The sequence below is a fragment of the Cupriavidus pauculus genome (assembly GCF_008801835.1).
GTDB classification, from domain to species: domain Bacteria; phylum Pseudomonadota; class Gammaproteobacteria; order Burkholderiales; family Burkholderiaceae; genus Cupriavidus; species Cupriavidus pauculus.
In genome coordinates this window covers 373,809-390,266 of the sequence record NZ_VZOW01000002.1, presented here as the reverse complement: position 1 = coordinate 390,266, position 16,458 = coordinate 373,809, and the positions used below count along the sequence as shown (strand labels likewise).

Here is a 16,458-nt window from a genome sequence, read left to right as displayed (position 1 = left end):
AAGCACTGCAAAGAATCCAGCAGTACCACGGACGCCTGAAGGTCGAGGCCGATACGATGAACTGGCGTTCCTATCTGACCCGGCTCTGGAACACCGACCGCAGCGAATACCTGCGCACGATCGAGACGGCGGGCGGGCGACGCGTGACAAACGAACCGCTCTCCGCAGATGAACTGGCGTACTGGAAGGCGTGGTTGAATCCGCCCGAACTGTCCGCGAATCTGATCCGATTCTTCGATCGGTATGTGCATGATTCACGCGCCGGTTTTATCCGCATCGATGGTGGCGGATATTTGCTGCCACGCCAGATCGTTGCGATCTCGGCGCCCGAAAGCATGACGGCGCACGCGACGGTGCGCCCATTGCCAGCGGAACCACTCACCCTGTCCGAAGCTCGATGAGATCGGCCGTTTGCGTTTCGGATTGCATGGCGAACGTGGCGATATCAGTGACTAAATCGGTCAAACAGCGATCGTCGGGAATCCATCGCGTGGATCGATAAACGCCACGACCGTGCGTGCGCCGTTTCAGGCATTCGGCTTCCCGAAATGGCCCTACGCCGCTGGCGCATCCACTCCAAGATCTTTCGCCAGCGCCTCGAGGTTGCGCCAGATATTCGCGTTGATCTCCAGATGCGTCGATGCCGCCGCGCGGTTGGCGGCTTCGTATTCGCCGGGATATTGCACCTGATCGAAGCCCGGGGCGGTCGGCGTGTCGTGCAGGTATTTGATGAAAGCCTCGACCTCGCCGCGCTCCCAGTTCAGGCCAAGATCGAACTCGGGGTTCAGCAGCACGCCGAACAGATTGTTGGTGGCCACGCCACCGCGCGGGTTTTCGGGCTGGATCGTACCCCCGCCGGACAGCACGCCAGCCAGCAGTTCGGCCACTACGCCGAGCGCATAGCCCTTGTGCAGGCCGAACGGCAGCAGCGACCCCGGATGATCGCCGAACATGACCGATGCGTCGGTAGTCGGGTGTCCATCGGCGTCGATGATGCTGTGCTCGGGCGCGGGCTCGCCTTTCTCGGCAAGCACGCGCGCCTTGTTGATGGCGATGGCGCTCGTCGCGATGTCGACTACCAGCGGCGGCCGGCCATTCGGCATCGGTCCGGCAAAGCAGAGCGGGTTGGTGGTGAGGCGTGGCACGCGCCCGCCGTAGGGCGCCACCACGGGCGGCCGGTTGATCACGTTGGTAAAGCTCAGCAGGACAAAACCGGCGTTGGCCACCATTTCGCCATAGTGGCCCATGCGGCCCAGATGGTGCGACTTGCGCAGCGTGACGATGCAATGGCCATGCTGGCGCACGCGCTCGATGGCCTGCTGCATCACGGTCTTGCCGACATGTTGGCCAAAACCGCCGTGGCCATCGAACACCATCATCATGTCGCGGTCGAGCACGCATTCGGCGCGGCCTTCCGGGTTGACGTTGTTGCCGACGATGGCGCGGCGATAGTTGGGCAGGATCGACAGGCCGTGGCTGATATAGCCGCAGCGGTCGGATTCAACCAGATGCTCGGCCACATCGTCGGCGATGTCGGCCGGCACCTGCTGGGCGACCAGGATGTCGCGCGCGAAGCTGCGCGCGCTATTGAGCGATAACTTCATGGCAGGGGCGTCTTTCCGGGCGTTGTCGATCCGGGTCGGGTTGATAGAGGGTCGAGCGGCGGCAGCGGTGCGGTCGTTGATCAGATCCAGCCGAGCCAACGCCAGTACGTGCTGGCAAACACCAGCATAAGCAGGTAGCCGATGATCGTGACCGGGATACCGATTCGCGCGAATTGCTTGCCGTTGAAGGTATCGGTGCCCAGGCAGACCATGTTCTGCGGCGCATTAATTGGCAGGATGAAGCCAAAGCTGACCGTGTAGCCCAGCAGCATCGTCATGCCGATCTTGTTGATGTCGCCTGGCAGCGTTTGCAGCACCGAGATCAGGATCGGCAGCAGCGCGGCCGTCAGCGCCGTGGCGCTGGCAAAGCCCAGATGAATCAGGATCAGGAAGGCCGCCAGAATGGCGAAGATCAGGATCGTGCCGTGGTTGGCCAGACCGGAATGCGTGACGACGAACTTTCCGAGCCACTGTCCAGCCTGCGTGGTCAGCAGCGCGGAGCCGAGGCTGATGCCGACGCCGAACACGATCAGCGTGCCCCATGGCGTGCGTTGCTGCATGGTCTTCCAGTCCATCACGCCGATGCGCGGCATCATCAGGATCACCAGGCCCACGAAGGTGATGGTGGCGGTGTCGAATGCATGGAGCTTGCCTTCGGTGGCCCAGAACAGCAGCAGGCCGATGGCCACTGCGGCCAGGCGCTTTTGCGGGCCGGTCATCGGACCCAGCGCGGCGAGTTCGCGCTCCACGGCTTCCTTGCCGCCGGCGATGGCGTCGGTCTCGGGCGGCAGCAGCCACCGCACCAGGAAGTACAGCACCACCGACATCACGATGGCCCACGGCGCGCCGGCGATCAGCCATTGCAGCCACGTGACACGTTCGCCAAGCAGCTTGTCCATGAAGCCTGCGGTCAGCAGATTCTGTGCGGCGGCGGTCTGGATGCCGACGTTCCAGACGCTGGTGGCCTGCGCCACCATGATCATGATGCCCGCCGCGATATTGGATTTCTTGTCGACGCCGAACGCGGCGATCACGCCCATCATGATCGGCACGGTACAGGCGCTGCGCGCCGTCGCGCTGGGCACCACGAGGCTCAGGATGATCGTCACCGCGATGGTGCCGATCAGGATGCGCCGTGTGCTGGTGCCGATTGCCGACAGCGTGACCAGTGCGATGCGCCGGTCCAGCCCGGTCACGGTCATTGCCGCCGAAATGAACAGCGCGGCGGCCGCCAGCGCGAGCGCGGTGTTGGAGAATCCGGCCAGCGCCATGCCAAGCGCACGCGACGTGCCGTACATCGTGTCGGGGTCGTTGACCATCGGCGCGAAGCCGATCAGCGCCGCCATCAACGACGTGATCATGATGGCGCTGGTTTCGTAGGTCACCGCTTCGGTGATCCACACGACCACGGCGAAGGCGAGGATCGCCAGCATGCGGTGACCGGCAACGGGCAGATCGGCCGGCAGTGGGATCATCAGCGCGCCGATCAGGACGGCCACTGCAAGATACAGGCCCCAGTGAATGCGCAGCTTGGGGGTGGCGGGCGCGGCAATTGCCGCTGTGGCGCTGCCGGGTGGGGCAGGCGAGGTGTTATCGGACATGCTTGACATCCCTTGTGTGGAACACTCTGTCGGACTTGTCGCGACGCAGGGTCGCCGCGTTCGACATACGGGCATTATGTGAAGCCGACGGGGGTGCTGCCAAGGTGATGAGCGGTTTGGAATTGTCCTGGATCAATTCGCGTTGGCATCGATATTTGTCAAGCTAAATGGCTTGTTTCAGTCGTAGCAACGGTTCGCGGGACATCCGCCGACGCAGGGTGCCCACCGACGGAACGATCTGAAATAATTGACGCCAATGCTGAACGTTTTCGTACGCGTGCACGACTGTACGCCTGAGAGATATGCAAACAGATAATGACAAGTCAATGAAGCCGGACATGCGGACGTGCCTGGCACTGGAGACCATCGTCAACGCGCGGGACCTGGGCGGGTTGATCGGATTTGACGGACTTCAGGTCAAACGCCGCAAGTTGTATCGCAGCGCCAATCCGGCGCTGGGCTGTGCTGCCGATCTGGACAAACTCCACGCGCTCGGCCTTGACATCGTGGTGGACTTTCGATCACCGGGAGAGAAGTCGCCGGACGAGGCCGGCTTCGGCGAGCGCTTCCGCTGGCTGGCGGTGCCCGTGCTGGACGGCTCCATGGCGATGGATGTGCTGATGCCGCGCCTGCGCGAAAGCAACGCCGCGCAAATGCACGGTTTCATGCTCGACGTGTACCGCGATTTCCCGATGCGCTACCGCGATGCGTTCGGCACGTTCATGCGTCATGCCGAGGCCGGCCAGACGCTGTACTACCACTGCACGGCGGGCAAGGACCGCACCGGCTTTGCCACGCTGCTGCTGCTCGCCGCGCTGGGCGTGAGGCAGGACGACATCGTGGCGAACTATCTGGAATCGAATCACTGGAACCAGCGCTTCAACGACAGGATCCTCGCGGGTATGTCGCAGGCCGGTGTGTCGGCCGATGCGATGCGGCCGTTGCTCGAGGTGCGGCCGGAGTATCTGGAAGCGTCGATGGATGCGATGGAGCGTGCCTACGGCGGCGTCGAACGTTTTGTCACCGGGCAACTCGGCGTCGATATCGGGCGTCTGCGCGCGCACTACCTGGAAGCGTAAACGCGCGGCTGCGCAAGCACCTTGCCCCTTTTGCAGCCGCCACGCGGTGAAACGATGCGCCAGATGTCGCTATAGTCCGCCGTTGTCGCGCAGGATCCGCGCGGTCGACAGCGCGATCATCCCTTCCTCGTCGGTCTGCAGTGCCCAGACCGGCACGCGCGAATTGGCGTGGCTGACAAGTTGCCGGTTGGCGTTGTTGGCCGCCTCATCGATCACGATGCCGAACAGGCCGGTCAACTGCGCGCAGATGCGCGCGCGCACCTGGGGCGAATTGGCGCCGATGCCGGCCGTGAAGACCAGCGCGTCGAGCCCGCCCAGCGTCACCGCCAGCTTGCCGATTTCCTGTGCGGCGCGGTATGCGTAGAAATCGACGGCCAGCCGCGCACGCAACGCGTCGCTGGCCAGCAGCGCGCGCATGTCGCTGCTGATTCCGGAAATGCCCTTGAGCCCCGATTGGCCGTACAGCATCGACTGGATCTCGTCGGCGCTCATGCCCTGCGCGGCCAGCCACAACACCGCGCCGGGATCGATCGAGCCGCAGCGCGTGCCCATCGGCATGCCGTCCAGCGCGGTCAGCCCCATGGTCGATTCCACACTCTTGCCGCCGCGCATCGCGCACAGGCTCGCGCCGTTGCCCAGATGCGCGACGATCACGCGGCCATCGGCCACGTCGGGCGCCACCTGTCCAAGCTGCCGCGCGATATAGGCGTACGACAGGCCGTGGAATCCGTAGCGCCGGATGCCACGCTCGTAAAATTCGTACGGCAGCGCCATCAGCTGCGCCAGCGGATCGTGGCCCGCGTGAAACGCGGTATCGAAGCACGCCACCTGCAGCAGGTCGGGCACCGCCCCGCGGATTGCGCGGATCGCCGTGAGGTTGTGCGGCTGATGCAGCGGCGCCAGCGGTACCAGCGCTTCGAGCTTCTCGATGACCGCGTCGTCGATGCGCACCGCGTCGGCAAAATCGGCGCCGCCGTGTACCACGCGATGCCCGATCGCCACCGGCGGCGTGTCGCGCAGGCCGATGCTCAGCGTGAGGCGGATCAGCCGGAATGCCGCATCGTGATCGGCGACCTGTTCGACCGGAAACGACTCGTCGGCGACGGTGCGGCCATCGGCCATGCGCGCCACCAGGCGCGGCGCCACGCCAATGCCTTCGATCTGGCCGTGGGCGGCCAGCGCGGGCTGGATGTCGGCGTTGTCGTGCGCGGAATCCGGCACCATGTAGACAGACACCTTGACGCTGGACGAACCGGCGTTAACGACAAGAATGACGGGATGCAAAGTGGCCACGCGCAACTCTCCTTGTTCGCTCTTCAGACGGTAGCGGTGGCGTCGCCGATGCGGCGCGCGTGCGCCAGCAATACGGCGATGGCACAACTGCCGATGCGCGCGCGCACGCTGTCGGCGCGGCTGGTCAGGATGATCGGCACGCGCGCGCCCAGCACGATGCCCGCGGCCTCCGCGCCGGCCAGAAACGTCAGCTGCTTGGCCAGCATGTTGCCGGCTTCCAGATCGGGCACCAGCAGAATGTCGGGGTCGCCCGCCACTTCGGACTTGATGCCCTTGGTATCGGCCGCCGCCCTGCTGATGGCGTTGTCGAACGCCAGCGGGCCATCGAGAAGGCCGCCTTCGATCTGTCCGCGCAGGCTCATCATGCACAGCGCGGCAGCGTCGATGGTCGAAGGGATTTTGTCGGTCACGGTTTCCACCGCGGACAGGATTGCCACCTTGGGGCGCTCGATGCCAAGCACGTGCAGCAGGTCGATGGCGTTGCGCACGATGTCCGCTTTTTCGTTGAGCGTGGGAAAGATGTTGACCGCCGCGTCGGTGATGAACAACGGCTTGTGGTAGCTCGGCACATCCATGGCAAACACATGCGACAGGCGCCGCGCGGTGCGCAGGCCGCTGGTGCTGCGCGTGACCGCGTGGAGCAGCTCGTCGCTATGCAGGCTGCCCTTCATCAGCAGTTCCGCCTGGCCCGTGCGCACCGCTTCGACCGCGGCTTCAGCCGAGGCATGGCTGTGGGGCGCGTCGATGATCACGGTGTCGCCAAGTGCCAGGCCGTGCTCTTGCGCCACGGCGCGGATACGTGCCGCGGGCCCAACCAGGATCGGCACGATCAGCCCCAGCCGCGCGGCCTCCAGTGCGCCGTCCAGCGATGAATAGTCACACGGGTGCGCCACTGCTGTGGGGATCGGCGGCAAGCCTTCGCAGCGTCCCAGCAGAATGGCGTATTTGTCGGCGGTCGGGGGTGTCGGCGTGGGTTGCATGCGTGGAATCCAGGTTATCCGCATCCGCCGCAGGGCAGGCGGATGCTGCGTTGCGCAATCGTGCCGGGAAAGTATAGGCGAACGCCCGCGGCGCGGTGTCGGCTTGGGAAGTGTCATACTCGGCGCCGTCAGCCGCCGTTCGGTAACTTCGGTTGTCATGCTGCCCGGACACTGGTATATTTTTGTCTGTTGCGTCGCAGCAAGCCATTTTCTCTTGGTGACACTGCATCCCCTGCTCGCTCCGCCAATCCATCGGGAGAAACGGAAATGAATGCACGTCAACCTGTGACAGGGTCCGGCCCTGACCAGGGCGCCCCACACGCCTCCAATCCCACCGGCAGTACAAACACCAGCAACACCAGCGATACCAGCAGCGCCCCGGGCTCATCGCCGTCATGGCCGGCGTTCGCGTTCCCGTTTGCCGCGTTTTCGCCCGTGCCCGCGACACCGCTGGCGCAGGCCGCGTGGGAATACGGCGTCGATGCGTGGCAACGGTCGATCCTGTTTCTCGACATCCTGCGCCAGCGCGGCAACGAAACCGCCGAGCATGAACGCAGCGGCATGCCGCCGGTGCTCGCGTTCGAATACGAAATGCTGATCGATGGCCGCGACCTGCCGAAGCCCGTCAACTACGCGCTGCTGCGGATCGTGCCGTCGCCGGAATTTCCCACCGATATCGCCAAGCGGCCGTTCGTGGTGATGGATCCGCGCGCGGGCCACGGCCCCGGCATTGGCGGCTTCAAGGCCGACAGCGAAATCGGCAACGCCATCCGCACCGGACATCCGTGCTACTTCATCACGTTCTTCCGCGACCCGTGTCCGGGCCAGACGATCGAGGACGTGGCGCGCACCGAAGGCAAATTTCTGCGCACCGTGGCAGAACGCCATCCCGATGCGCCGGGCAAGCCGTTCGTCGTCGGCAATTGTCAGGCCGGCTGGGCGCTGCTGATGCTCGCGGCCGCCGCGCCCGATGTCACTGGTCCGATCCTGCTGGCCGGCGCGCCGGTAGCGTATTGGTCGGGCGTGCGCGGCAAGAATCCGATGCGCTATTCCGGCGGGCTGCTCGGCGGCACGTGGCTTTCGTCGCTGGCCGCGGATATGGGCAACGGCCGCTTCGACGGCGCGTGGCTGGTGCAGAATTTCGAAAAGCTTAATCCCTCCAACACGCTGTGGGAAAAGCTCTACAACGTCTATGCGAAGGCCGATACCGAAGGGCCGCGCTTCCTGGAATTCGAACGCTGGTGGGGCGGCCACTTCCTGATGAACCGCGCCGAGATCGACTGGATCGTGCAGAACCTGTTCGTCGGCAATCATCTGACCGCCGGCGAGGTACGCAGCGACGATGGCCGGACCGTGATCGATCTGCGTAATGTGCGCTCGCCGGTGATCGTGTTTGCGTCCTGGGGTGACAACATCACGCCGCCGCAGCAGGCGCTGAACTGGATTCCAGATCTGTACGCCAGCGTCGACGAACTCGTCGCCAATGACCAGACCATCGTCTACTGCTTGCATCCGTCGATCGGCCACCTGGGCATCTTCGTTTCCGGCAGCGTGGCCAACAAGGAACACTCCGAACTGTTCAGCGCGCTGGACTTGATCGATGTGCTGCCGCCGGGTCTCTACGAGGCAAAGATCGAGGACGTCGCGCCCGACGCGCCGCACCGCGATCTGCTGGAAGGGCGCTATCTGGTGCGCTTCGAACGGCGCACCATCGACGATATCCTGGCGCTCGACGACGGCCGCGCCGACGAGCAGCCGTTCGAAGTCGTGCGCCGCGTGGCCGAGATCAACCAGCATCTGTACGACACATTCGCCTCGCCGGTGGTCCGCGCGCTGGCGAACGAGACCACCGCGGAAGCGGTGCGGGCTATCCACCCGTCGCGGCTCGAGCGGTCGCTCGCCAGCGACACCAATCCGTGGATGCAGTGGGTTGCCGCGATGGCGCCGGCGGTGCGCGAGGCCCGCCAGCCGGTCTCGCCGGACAATCCGTTCCTGGCGATGCAACAGGCCGTGTCGGACCAGATCGTGCGCTCGCTCGACCAGTATCGCGACGCGCGCGACGCATGGCAGGAGCGCACGTTCGAAGCGCTCTACGCCAATCCGTGGCTGCCGGCGATGCTGGGCATGACGGACCGGCCCAAGCGCGCCGAATCCCCGGCCATCAGCGCGCTGCGCAAGGAAGTGGCCGAACTGCGCCAGCGCGAGGCGCTGCGGCATATCGGTTCCGGCACGTCGCTCGACGCGTTCCTGCGGATCCTGTCTTACGTCACGCAGGGGAGATCGGCCATCGAGGAACGTCCCTTCAATCTGCTGCGCAAACTCGCGCGTGAGAACCCGCCCGAAAAGCGCATCACGCTGGCGCAGTTCAAGGATGCCGTGCGCAGGCAGAGCTATGTCGTCAGCCTCGATCCCGACGCCGCGCTCAAGGCGCTGCCCGATATCGTGCCCGACATGAAGGAGCGGCGCCGCATCATGGTGCTGGCGCATCGTGTGCTGACGGTGGGCGGGCCGCTCGATGACGAGTGGCTGGCGCGCTATCGCGAAGTCGCGGAGGTCCTGGGCACCGATCACGGCAACGGACGGGCTAGCCCGCAGGCCGAAGCCTGACCCATCGTCCCCGCACATCCAGCAAGGACATGCAGCAGTTGTTCCACCGGCAGGCGTGCTGCAGCGCGGCGCGCCTGCCGACACGGCGTCGCCGGCTTATACGCGGGTGCGCCGTCATCGCAATCGGAGGCTTCCCATGGTGCAAGTACCCAACCCGCCGCTGCGCGGCGCCCGCGTGCTGGTGGTGGGCGTTGCCAACGAGGATTCGATCGCGTGGGGCTGCGCGCGCGCTTTTCATGAACTCGGCGCCGAAGTGGCGCTGACCTACCTGAACGACAAGGCGTACCCGCACGTGGCGCCGCTGGCCGCGCAGATCGGCGCGCCGATCCTGATGCCGCTCAATGTCGAGGACGACGCGCAGATGGACGCGCTGTTCGCGCATATCGCGCAAACGTGGGGGCGGCTCGATTCGGTCGTGCATTCGGTGGCGTTTGCGCCCAAGGCCGACCTGCAGGGCGGTCTGCTGAATTCCTCGGCGCAGGGCTTTGCACGCGCGATGGACGTCTCGTGTCATTCCTTCATCCGCATGGCGCGCCGCGCGGCGCCGCTGATGACGCAAGGCGGCACGCTGTTCGCGATGAGCTATGACGGCGCCAACCGCGTAGTGCCGAACTACGACCTGATGGGCCCGGTCAAGGCGGCGCTCGAGGCAAGTTGCCGGTATCTGGCCCATGAACTCGGGCCCCAAGGCATCCGCGTGCATGCCATCTCGCCGGGGCCGCTGAAGACGCGCGCCGCGTCGGGCCTCAAGGATTTCGATCTGCTGCTGGCCGAAGCGGCGGGGCGGTCGCCGCTGGGCGAACTGGTCGACATCATGGACGTCGGGTTCGCTACCGCCTATCTGGCAACGCCGTACGCGCGCCGCGTGTCGGGCAATACGGTGTACGTGGATGGTGGCGTGCACATCATGGCCTGAAACGTGCGATAGCCGCATCGCCCGGCCGCCGCGATGCGCGGCGCGGCCTACAATACAGCCATCCGCACTTCCCTACAGGAGATGCAATGCAGGTACTGATTCGCGGGCTGCATCGAGATGTGACCGAGGAAATGCTGCGCGAAAAATTCAAACAGTATGCGCCGGTCAATTCGGTCGAGATCGTGCGCGATGGCGATCCAAACCACCCGTGGGCATGGATGGATCTGGCGGTGGACCCGTTCACCGCGTGGCGCCTGCTGCGGCAGTTCGACAAGCAATACTTCGCCGGCAGCATCATGCGCTGGTATATCCCCGCACACCAGAGCTAGCGCGGTACCATACCGCATCTTCATTCTCGGACACGTCAGCTCATGCTGGAACTCCAGGGCGCCATCTGGTTTCGCGCCGGCAAGCAGGACTGGGGCGGCCGCGATCGCATCGCGCTGCTGTCCGCCATCGGCGAGCACGGCTCGATCACAGCTGCCGCGCGCGCGGTGGGCATCAGCTACAAGCATGCGTGGGATGCCATCGATGCGATGAACAACAGCGCGGGCGAGGCCCTGGTGGTGCGCGTGGCAGGCGGCAAGGGCGGCGGCGGTACAAAGCTGACCGCACGCGCCGCGCGGCTGATCCGCACGTATCACGCGATGGAAGCCGAGCACGCACGATTTCTCGCCCAGCTCGAAAAGGCCGGCAGCGCGATGTCCGATGCCGACGTCGACGATATCCACCTGATCCACCGTCTCATGATCAAGACCAGTGCCCGCAACAAGCTGTTCGGCCGTGTGCAGACCGTGCGCCCCGGCGCAGTCAATGACGAGGTCACGCTGGTGCTAGCCGGCGGGCAGCATATCGTTTCCACGCTGACGCATGAAAGCGTCGAGGCCCTGGAACTGGCGCCGGGCGCCGAGGCGTTCGCGCTGGTCAAGGCGTCGTCGGTGATGATTGGCCTGCCCGATCCGGGCACGCGGCTATCGGCGCGTAACCAGCTGGCCGGCACCGTCGCGCGCATCGCGCCGGGCGCCGTCAATGCCGAGGTCGTACTCGATCTCGATGGCGGCGGCACTGTGGCAGCCATCATCACCAACACGGCGATGCACGATCTGGAGCTCAAGCCGGGCGTGCACGCACTGGCGATATTCAAGGCGTCGAGCGTGATCCTGGGCACGATGATCTGACATGGCGCGCAATATCGAAATCAAGGCGCGCATCGACAGCGTCGAGTCACTGACGCCGCGCGCCGCGGCCATCGCCACGCACGGGCCCGAACGCATCGAGCAGGACGATACGTTTTTCCCGTGCCCGAACGGCCGCCTGAAGTTGCGCGCCTTCAGCGCCGCGCGCGGAGAGCTGATCTTCTATGCGCGTCCCGACCAGGCAGGGCCGAAGGAAAGTTTCTACATCCTGTCGCCCACCGCGTCGCCCGATACGCTGCGCGCCGCGTTGACCGCCGCACATGGCGCGGGCGGACGCGTTCGCAAGGTGCGCACGCTCTTCCTGGTAGGGCGCACGCGCGTGCACCTGGATCGCGTGGAAGGGCTGGGCGATTTTCTGGAACTCGAAGTGGTGCTGCGCGACGGAGAGCCGCTCGATGCCGGCGTGACCGAGGCCCATGCGCTGATGGCGCAACTCGGGGTGGCGCCGGACGCGCTGATCGAAGGCGCCTACGTCGATCTGCTGCAAGCCCGCGCTTGAGGATACGGCGCGAGACTGGTCAGGCGATCCGTGCCGGCTGCTGGGCGTAGACCGGCGGGTGCCGGTGCTCGCGTCCGCCGGCAAAGATGCGGCCGTCGCGGATTTCCAGTACGTGATCGCCCAGCACTTCCACGTCCTGCGGATCGTGCGAAATCATCAACATCGGCACGTCCAGGCTTTCCTGCAACGCGCGCAGTTCGTTACGCATGCGCACGCGCAGCGCGGGATCGAGTGCCGAGAACGGTTCGTCGAGCAGCACGATATCGGGCCGCGCCGCCAGTGCGCGCGCCAGCGCCACGCGCTGCTTCTGTCCACCCGATATCTGCGCCGGATACTGGCCGACGATCTCGCCGAGCCCAAACGCATCGACCCAGCGCGCGGCCTCGGGCGGCAAGCCACGTCGCGAAGGATTGCGCCAGCCGCGCCTGAGCCCAAACGCAATGTTTTGCGCCACGGTCAGATGCGGAAACAGCGCGTAATCCTGGAACAGGTACGCGACGCGGCGTTCCTGCGGGCGCACGTCGATGCCGGTTTCGCTGTCGAACAGCGTGCGGCCATTCAGCACGATGCGTCCGCTGTCCGGTGCCATCAATCCCGCAATCGCGCGCAGCGTCAGGCTCTTGCCCGCGCCCGATGGACCGAACAGTGCGATGCGGCGGCTGTCCGAAGCGAAGCCGATATCGAGCACGAAATGACGATCCTGCGATGCCATGCGCTTGCGAATGGAAATCTCCATGGTCATGGCGATCTCACCTCGCTGCGGCTTCGCGCCGGAACCTGCGGCGCTCGTAGCCATCGCCGCGCCGCGTGGGCGGCACCAGCCGCGCGGCAATCACCAGCAGCACGATGCAGGTGACCGACGTCACCAGCACCAGCAGATTGGCGGTGTCGTCGTTGCCGGCCTGCACGGCTTCGTAGATGGCAACCGACAGCGTCTGCGTGCGGCCCGGCAGATTACCAGCGATCATCAGCGTCGCGCCAAATTCGCCCAGCGCGCGCGCAAAGGCCAGCAGTACGCCGGCGACGATACCCGGCATTGCCATCGGCAACGTCACCCGAAAGAAAATGCCGGCCTCGGAAATGCCCAGCACGCGCGCTGCGTTTTCCAGTTGATGGTCGACGCCTTCGAATGCGGCGCGCGCCGACTTGAGCACCAGCGGAAACGCCACAACTGTGGACGCCAGCACCGCGCCTTGCCACGTGAAGACCAGTTCGATGCCGATGCTTTCCATCCACGCGCCGAATACACCGCGCCGGCCCACCAGCACCAGCAGGTAGTAGCCCAGCACGGTCGGCGGCAGCACCAGCGGCAGCGTCAGCAGCGCATCGACGACATCGCGCGCCGACGAGCGCCAGCGCGCGATCGCGAAGGCCGCCGCCACGCCAAGGATCGCGTTGAGCAGCGTGGCGCATCCGGCAACCTTCAGCGACAGCAGTAACGGTACCCAGACGGCGTCCATTTGCGGCATCCCGAACGGTGTGGCAATCAGACTCAGGGTTTCTGGAAGCCGAAGCGGGCCAGCGTGGCCTGGCCTTCGGCCGACAGCACATATTGCACGAAGGCGTTGGCCTGCTGCGCCTGCTTCGATTGCGCAGTGACGGCGATCGGGTAGGTCACCGGCGTGGTCGTCGGCACGCGGGCGGCTACCTTGACCTTGTCGGCCATCACGGCGGCGTCGGTGGCAAACACGAAGCCGGCGTCGACTTCACCGCGTGCGACGTAATCGAGCGCCTGGCGCACGTTCTGCGCGGGCACGCCCTTGGCGGCCACAGCGTCCCACAGGCCCTGCGCTTCCAGCGCGCCGCGGGTGTAACGGCCCACGGGCACCGAGGCCGGATTGCCGTAGGCGATACGCTTGACGTCGGCGCGCGCCAGGTCCTTTGGCGTCGCAATGTTGAGGCGGCTGTCGTGCGGCACGATCAGCACGATCGCATTGGCCGCGAAATCCTTGCGCGTCGCCGCTTGCACCACCTTCTCGGCCTCGGCCTTGTCCATCGCGTTCTGATCGGCGGACGCAAACACGTCGGCCGGCGCGCCCTTGATGATCTGCTGCATCAGCACGTCGGACGCGCCGAAGTTGAGCACGACTTTGGTATCCGGGTGCGCATGCTCGAATTGCTCGCCCAATTGCCTGAAGGCGTTGGTCAGGCTGGCGGCGGCCGACACCACCAGATCGGCGGCAAACGCCGAGGACGTGCCCAGCGTCAGGGCGACCAGTGTGGCGGCGGAGGCGGCACGACGCAGCAGGGGCAGGGAACGGAGGCTCATGACGGATGCAGGCAGGTTCGGAGGGATGGGCGCCACGCGGGGCGGCGTGCACAAGGGCGCACCTTCGCAATATAAGCGCGTATATAGCGCAGCGTCAATTCGCCGAATGGATACCGTTCTTCACCGGTGCGTGATGTTGCCGGCGCGTCAGCATCGTTGATTCCGCAAGTTCGATGCGGCCGATAAATATGTGGTTTTTGCCATATTGTGACGATTGTCACGAGAATGACGCCGTTTCGCCACTTTCCTGCCATCGCGGATTCCCACAATTGCAGGCGCGGCAGACAAACAAAAAACACATCACAGGGAATCCGAACCATGCAATTTCATCGCATCCGGACCGCGGCGGGCATCGCCGCGCTGGCCGGCGTAACGGCGTTGGCGTTGGCTGCCTGCGGCTCCGACGACAACAATGCCAACAACGGCAACGGCGGCAATAACAGCGGCAACGGCACGCCCGCCCAAATCGCCGCCGGCACCAAGACCACCCTGGCGCTGCTGGAGACCACCGACCTGCACACCAACGTCCTCAGCTATGACTACTTCAAGCTGGCCGAAGACAAGTCGCTGGGCTTCGAGCGCGTGTCCACGCTGATCAAGGCGGCGCGCCAGGAATTCCCGAACAGCCTGCTGCTCGACAACGGCGACACGATCCAGGGCACGGCGCTGTCCGACTACCAGGCGCTGGTCAAGCCGTTGTCGTGCAATGAAACGCTGGCGATGTACAAGGTGATGAACGCGGCCAGCTATGACGGCGGCGGCATCGGCAATCACGAATTCAACTATGGCCTGCAGTATCTGAGCCAGGTCACCGGCAACCGCTTCAACGTCGACGGCCTGCCCGAGCCGGCCGCGCAAACCACCTGCGCCGGACCGAAGTTTCCTCAGGTGCTGGCCAACGTCTACAGCGTCAAGACGCGCCAGCCGCTGTTCCAGCCGTATGCGATCCTGACCCGCACGCTCAGCGCCACGGGCCCCGACGGCGAACCTGTGTCCGCGCAGGTCAAGGTCGGCATCATCGGCTTTGCGCCGCCCGCGATCCTGAGCTGGGACAAACGCTGGCTCGACGGCAAGGTCTACACCGAAGGCGTGGTGGAAACCGCGCAGAAATATATCCCCGAGATGCGCGCAAAGGGCGCCGACCTGATCGTGGTGATCTCGCACGGCGGACTCGATAATTCGACCTATTCGCCAACGATGGAAAACGGCAGCTATCACCTGTCGAAGGTCGATGGCGTCGACGCCATGCTGATCGGCCACTCGCACCAGATCTTCCCCGATGCCGCCAGCACGGTAGGCCAATTCAACCTGCCGGGCGTCGACAAGGTCAAGGGCACGGTCAATGGCGTGCCGACGGTCATGGCCAACTACTGGGGCAAGCATCTTGGCGTCGTCAACCTGGCGCTGAACCATGACGGCAAGAAATGGAATGTCGACCGCGCCAATACAAAGGTCGAAGCGCGCTCGATCCAGAACGCCGACAAATCCTATGTGGCGGCCGACGCCAGCGTCGCGCCCGCGATCGACACGGAGCACCAGGCCACCATCCAGTACGTGAAGACGCCGATCGGCTCGACCAACTACCGCATGACGAGCTATTTCGCCGATGTGGGCGACCCCGGCGCGATCCAGATCGTCAACATGGCGCAGGCCGCGTATGTGAAGGACTACATCGCCGCAAACCTGCCGGCGCTGGCGTCGCTGCCGGTGCTGTCAGTGTCGGCGCCGTTCAAGAGCGGCTTTGGCGGCGGTAACGACTACACCGACGTTGCCGCGGGCAATCTGGCCATCAACAACGCGGCCGACCTGTACCTGTATCCGAACACCGTGTATGCGGTGAAGGTCAATGGCGACGAGGTCAAGGCGTGGCTGGAAACGGCTGCCAAGCGGTTCAACCAGATCGATCCGGCAAAAACCACCGAGCAGCCGCTGATCAGCACCTTCCCGGGCTACAACTTCGATATGTTTACCGACCCGGACATGCAGTATGAGATCGATGTGACCCAGCCCGTGGGTAGCCGCATCAAGAACCTGACGTACCAGGGCGCGCCGGTCACGTCCGCGATGAACTTCATCGTGGCGACCAACAACTATCGCGCCAGCGGCGGCGGCAACTTCCCGGGGCTCGACGGCACCAAGACGGTCTACGCGTCGCCCGATGCCAACCGCGACGTGCTGATTTCGTACATCAAGAATGTCGGGGCGTTGACGCGCGCCACCAACGGCAGCGCGCGCAGCTGGCACTTCACCAAAGTGGCCACCGCTGGCGACGTGGTGTTCAGTTCCGCGGTGGGCGTGCAGGCGCTGGCCGTGGCAGGCGGCGTGGCAGGCGTCACGCTGCTGGCCGCCGACGACGGGTCCGGCAAGAATCTGTCGAAGTACAAAATCGACCTCAACCAGTAAGCCGGCGCGGC

The 16,458-nt window shown here is 65.1% G+C and carries 14 protein-coding genes and 1 pseudogene; 8 read left to right on the top strand and 7 right to left on the bottom strand.

Annotation, left to right across the window (positions count from 1 at the left end):
- A pseudogene (locus F7R19_RS29660) lies at positions 1-401 on the top strand (T6SS phospholipase effector Tle1-like catalytic domain-containing protein); the annotation flags it as partial.
- A 153-nt stretch (positions 402-554) separates the two neighbouring features.
- Here F7R19_RS29660 and F7R19_RS04480 read toward each other — a convergent pair.
- On the bottom strand, positions 555-1,604 hold the full coding sequence (locus F7R19_RS04480) for an Ldh family oxidoreductase (protein WP_150979485.1): 1,050 nt from the start codon (positions 1,602-1,604) through the stop codon (positions 555-557).
- Positions 1,605-1,684: 80 nt separating this feature from the next.
- Complete coding sequence (locus F7R19_RS04475) at positions 1,685-3,205, bottom strand: DASS family sodium-coupled anion symporter (RefSeq protein ID WP_150979484.1); 1,521 nt, start codon at positions 3,203-3,205, stop codon at positions 1,685-1,687.
- A gap of 326 nt (positions 3,206-3,531) precedes the next feature.
- Between F7R19_RS04475 and F7R19_RS04470 the strand changes: the two genes are divergently transcribed.
- On the top strand, positions 3,532-4,284 hold the full coding sequence (locus tag F7R19_RS04470) for a tyrosine-protein phosphatase (RefSeq protein WP_317851301.1): 753 nt from the start codon (positions 3,532-3,534) through the stop codon (positions 4,282-4,284).
- A gap of 69 nt (positions 4,285-4,353) precedes the next feature.
- Here F7R19_RS04470 and F7R19_RS04465 read toward each other — a convergent pair whose 3' ends face one another.
- A complete protein-coding gene (locus F7R19_RS04465) occupies positions 4,354-5,577 on the bottom strand; it encodes an acetate/propionate family kinase (protein ID WP_150979482.1) in 1,224 nt (407 codons plus the stop codon).
- Between the two features lie 23 nt (positions 5,578-5,600).
- The gene (locus F7R19_RS04460; protein ID WP_061956758.1) at positions 5,601-6,557 is read right to left on the bottom strand and encodes a phosphate acetyltransferase; all 957 of its coding nucleotides are present in this window, start codon (positions 6,555-6,557) and stop codon (positions 5,601-5,603) included.
- 267 nt (positions 6,558-6,824) lie between these two features.
- On the opposite strand from F7R19_RS04460, the gene F7R19_RS04455 reads away from it, so the two are divergent.
- The 5 genes from F7R19_RS04455 to F7R19_RS04435 all read left to right on the top strand — a co-directional run bounded on the left by F7R19_RS04455 (position 6,825) and on the right by F7R19_RS04435 (position 11,775).
- Complete coding sequence (locus F7R19_RS04455) at positions 6,825-9,164, top strand: DUF3141 domain-containing protein (RefSeq protein WP_150979481.1); 2,340 nt, start codon at positions 6,825-6,827, stop codon at positions 9,162-9,164.
- 136 nt (positions 9,165-9,300) lie between these two features.
- On the top strand, positions 9,301-10,080 hold the full coding sequence (gene fabI / locus F7R19_RS04450) for an enoyl-ACP reductase FabI (protein WP_061956760.1): 780 nt from the start codon (positions 9,301-9,303) through the stop codon (positions 10,078-10,080).
- 86 nt (positions 10,081-10,166) lie between these two features.
- Positions 10,167-10,409, top strand: a complete 243-nt coding sequence (locus tag F7R19_RS04445; RefSeq protein ID WP_061956762.1) for an RNA recognition motif domain-containing protein — start codon at positions 10,167-10,169, stop codon at positions 10,407-10,409.
- Between the two features lie 42 nt (positions 10,410-10,451).
- The gene (locus tag F7R19_RS04440; RefSeq protein WP_150979480.1) at positions 10,452-11,258 is read left to right on the top strand and encodes a TOBE domain-containing protein; all 807 of its coding nucleotides are present in this window, start codon (positions 10,452-10,454) and stop codon (positions 11,256-11,258) included.
- Position 11,259: 1 nt separating this feature from the next.
- Complete coding sequence (locus F7R19_RS04435) at positions 11,260-11,775, top strand: class IV adenylate cyclase (protein WP_150979479.1); 516 nt, start codon at positions 11,260-11,262, stop codon at positions 11,773-11,775.
- Between the two features lie 19 nt (positions 11,776-11,794).
- Here the strand turns inward: F7R19_RS04435 and F7R19_RS04430 are convergent, their stop codons facing one another.
- From F7R19_RS04430 to modA, 3 genes are read right to left on the bottom strand one after another with little or no spacing between them, the layout of a single operon-like run.
- Complete coding sequence (locus tag F7R19_RS04430) at positions 11,795-12,517, bottom strand: ATP-binding cassette domain-containing protein (RefSeq protein WP_061956768.1); 723 nt, start codon at positions 12,515-12,517, stop codon at positions 11,795-11,797.
- Between the two features lie 7 nt (positions 12,518-12,524).
- Positions 12,525-13,235: a molybdate ABC transporter permease subunit gene (gene modB, locus F7R19_RS04425; RefSeq protein ID WP_150979478.1), complete on the bottom strand. Its 711-nt coding sequence runs from the start codon at positions 13,233-13,235 to the stop codon at positions 12,525-12,527.
- 32 nt (positions 13,236-13,267) lie between these two features.
- Positions 13,268-14,044, bottom strand: coding sequence for a molybdate ABC transporter substrate-binding protein (modA, locus tag F7R19_RS04420; RefSeq protein WP_150979477.1), 777 nt, complete (start codon positions 14,042-14,044; stop codon positions 13,268-13,270).
- A gap of 318 nt (positions 14,045-14,362) precedes the next feature.
- On the opposite strand from modA, the gene F7R19_RS04415 reads away from it, so the two are divergent.
- Entirely contained in the window at positions 14,363-16,447 is a 2,085-nt protein-coding gene (locus F7R19_RS04415; protein ID WP_150979476.1) for a bifunctional 2',3'-cyclic-nucleotide 2'-phosphodiesterase/3'-nucleotidase, read from the top strand.
- The last annotated feature ends 11 nt before the right edge of the window (positions 16,448-16,458 follow it).

Coding starts and splice junctions, on each gene's coding strand:
- F7R19_RS04480 (WP_150979485.1), bottom strand. CDS start 1,604: ATGAAGTTATCGCTCAATAGCGCGCGCAGCTTCGCGCGCGACATCCTG.
- F7R19_RS04475 (WP_150979484.1), bottom strand. CDS start 3,205: ATGTCCGATAACACCTCGCCTGCCCCACCCGGCAGCGCCACAGCGGCA.
- F7R19_RS04470 (WP_317851301.1), top strand. CDS start 3,532: ATGAAGCCGGACATGCGGACGTGCCTGGCACTGGAGACCATCGTCAAC.
- F7R19_RS04460 (WP_061956758.1), bottom strand. CDS start 6,557: ATGCAACCCACGCCGACACCCCCGACCGCCGACAAATACGCCATTCTG.
- F7R19_RS04455 (WP_150979481.1), top strand. CDS start 6,825: ATGAATGCACGTCAACCTGTGACAGGGTCCGGCCCTGACCAGGGCGCC.
- fabI (WP_061956760.1), top strand. CDS start 9,301: ATGGTGCAAGTACCCAACCCGCCGCTGCGCGGCGCCCGCGTGCTGGTG.
- F7R19_RS04445 (WP_061956762.1), top strand. CDS start 10,167: ATGCAGGTACTGATTCGCGGGCTGCATCGAGATGTGACCGAGGAAATG.
- F7R19_RS04440 (WP_150979480.1), top strand. CDS start 10,452: ATGCTGGAACTCCAGGGCGCCATCTGGTTTCGCGCCGGCAAGCAGGAC.
- F7R19_RS04435 (WP_150979479.1), top strand. CDS start 11,260: ATGGCGCGCAATATCGAAATCAAGGCGCGCATCGACAGCGTCGAGTCA.
- F7R19_RS04430 (WP_061956768.1), bottom strand. CDS start 12,517: ATGACCATGGAGATTTCCATTCGCAAGCGCATGGCATCGCAGGATCGT.
- modB (WP_150979478.1), bottom strand. CDS start 13,235: ATGGACGCCGTCTGGGTACCGTTACTGCTGTCGCTGAAGGTTGCCGGA.
- modA (WP_150979477.1), bottom strand. CDS start 14,044: ATGAGCCTCCGTTCCCTGCCCCTGCTGCGTCGTGCCGCCTCCGCCGCC.
- F7R19_RS04415 (WP_150979476.1), top strand. CDS start 14,363: ATGCAATTTCATCGCATCCGGACCGCGGCGGGCATCGCCGCGCTGGCC.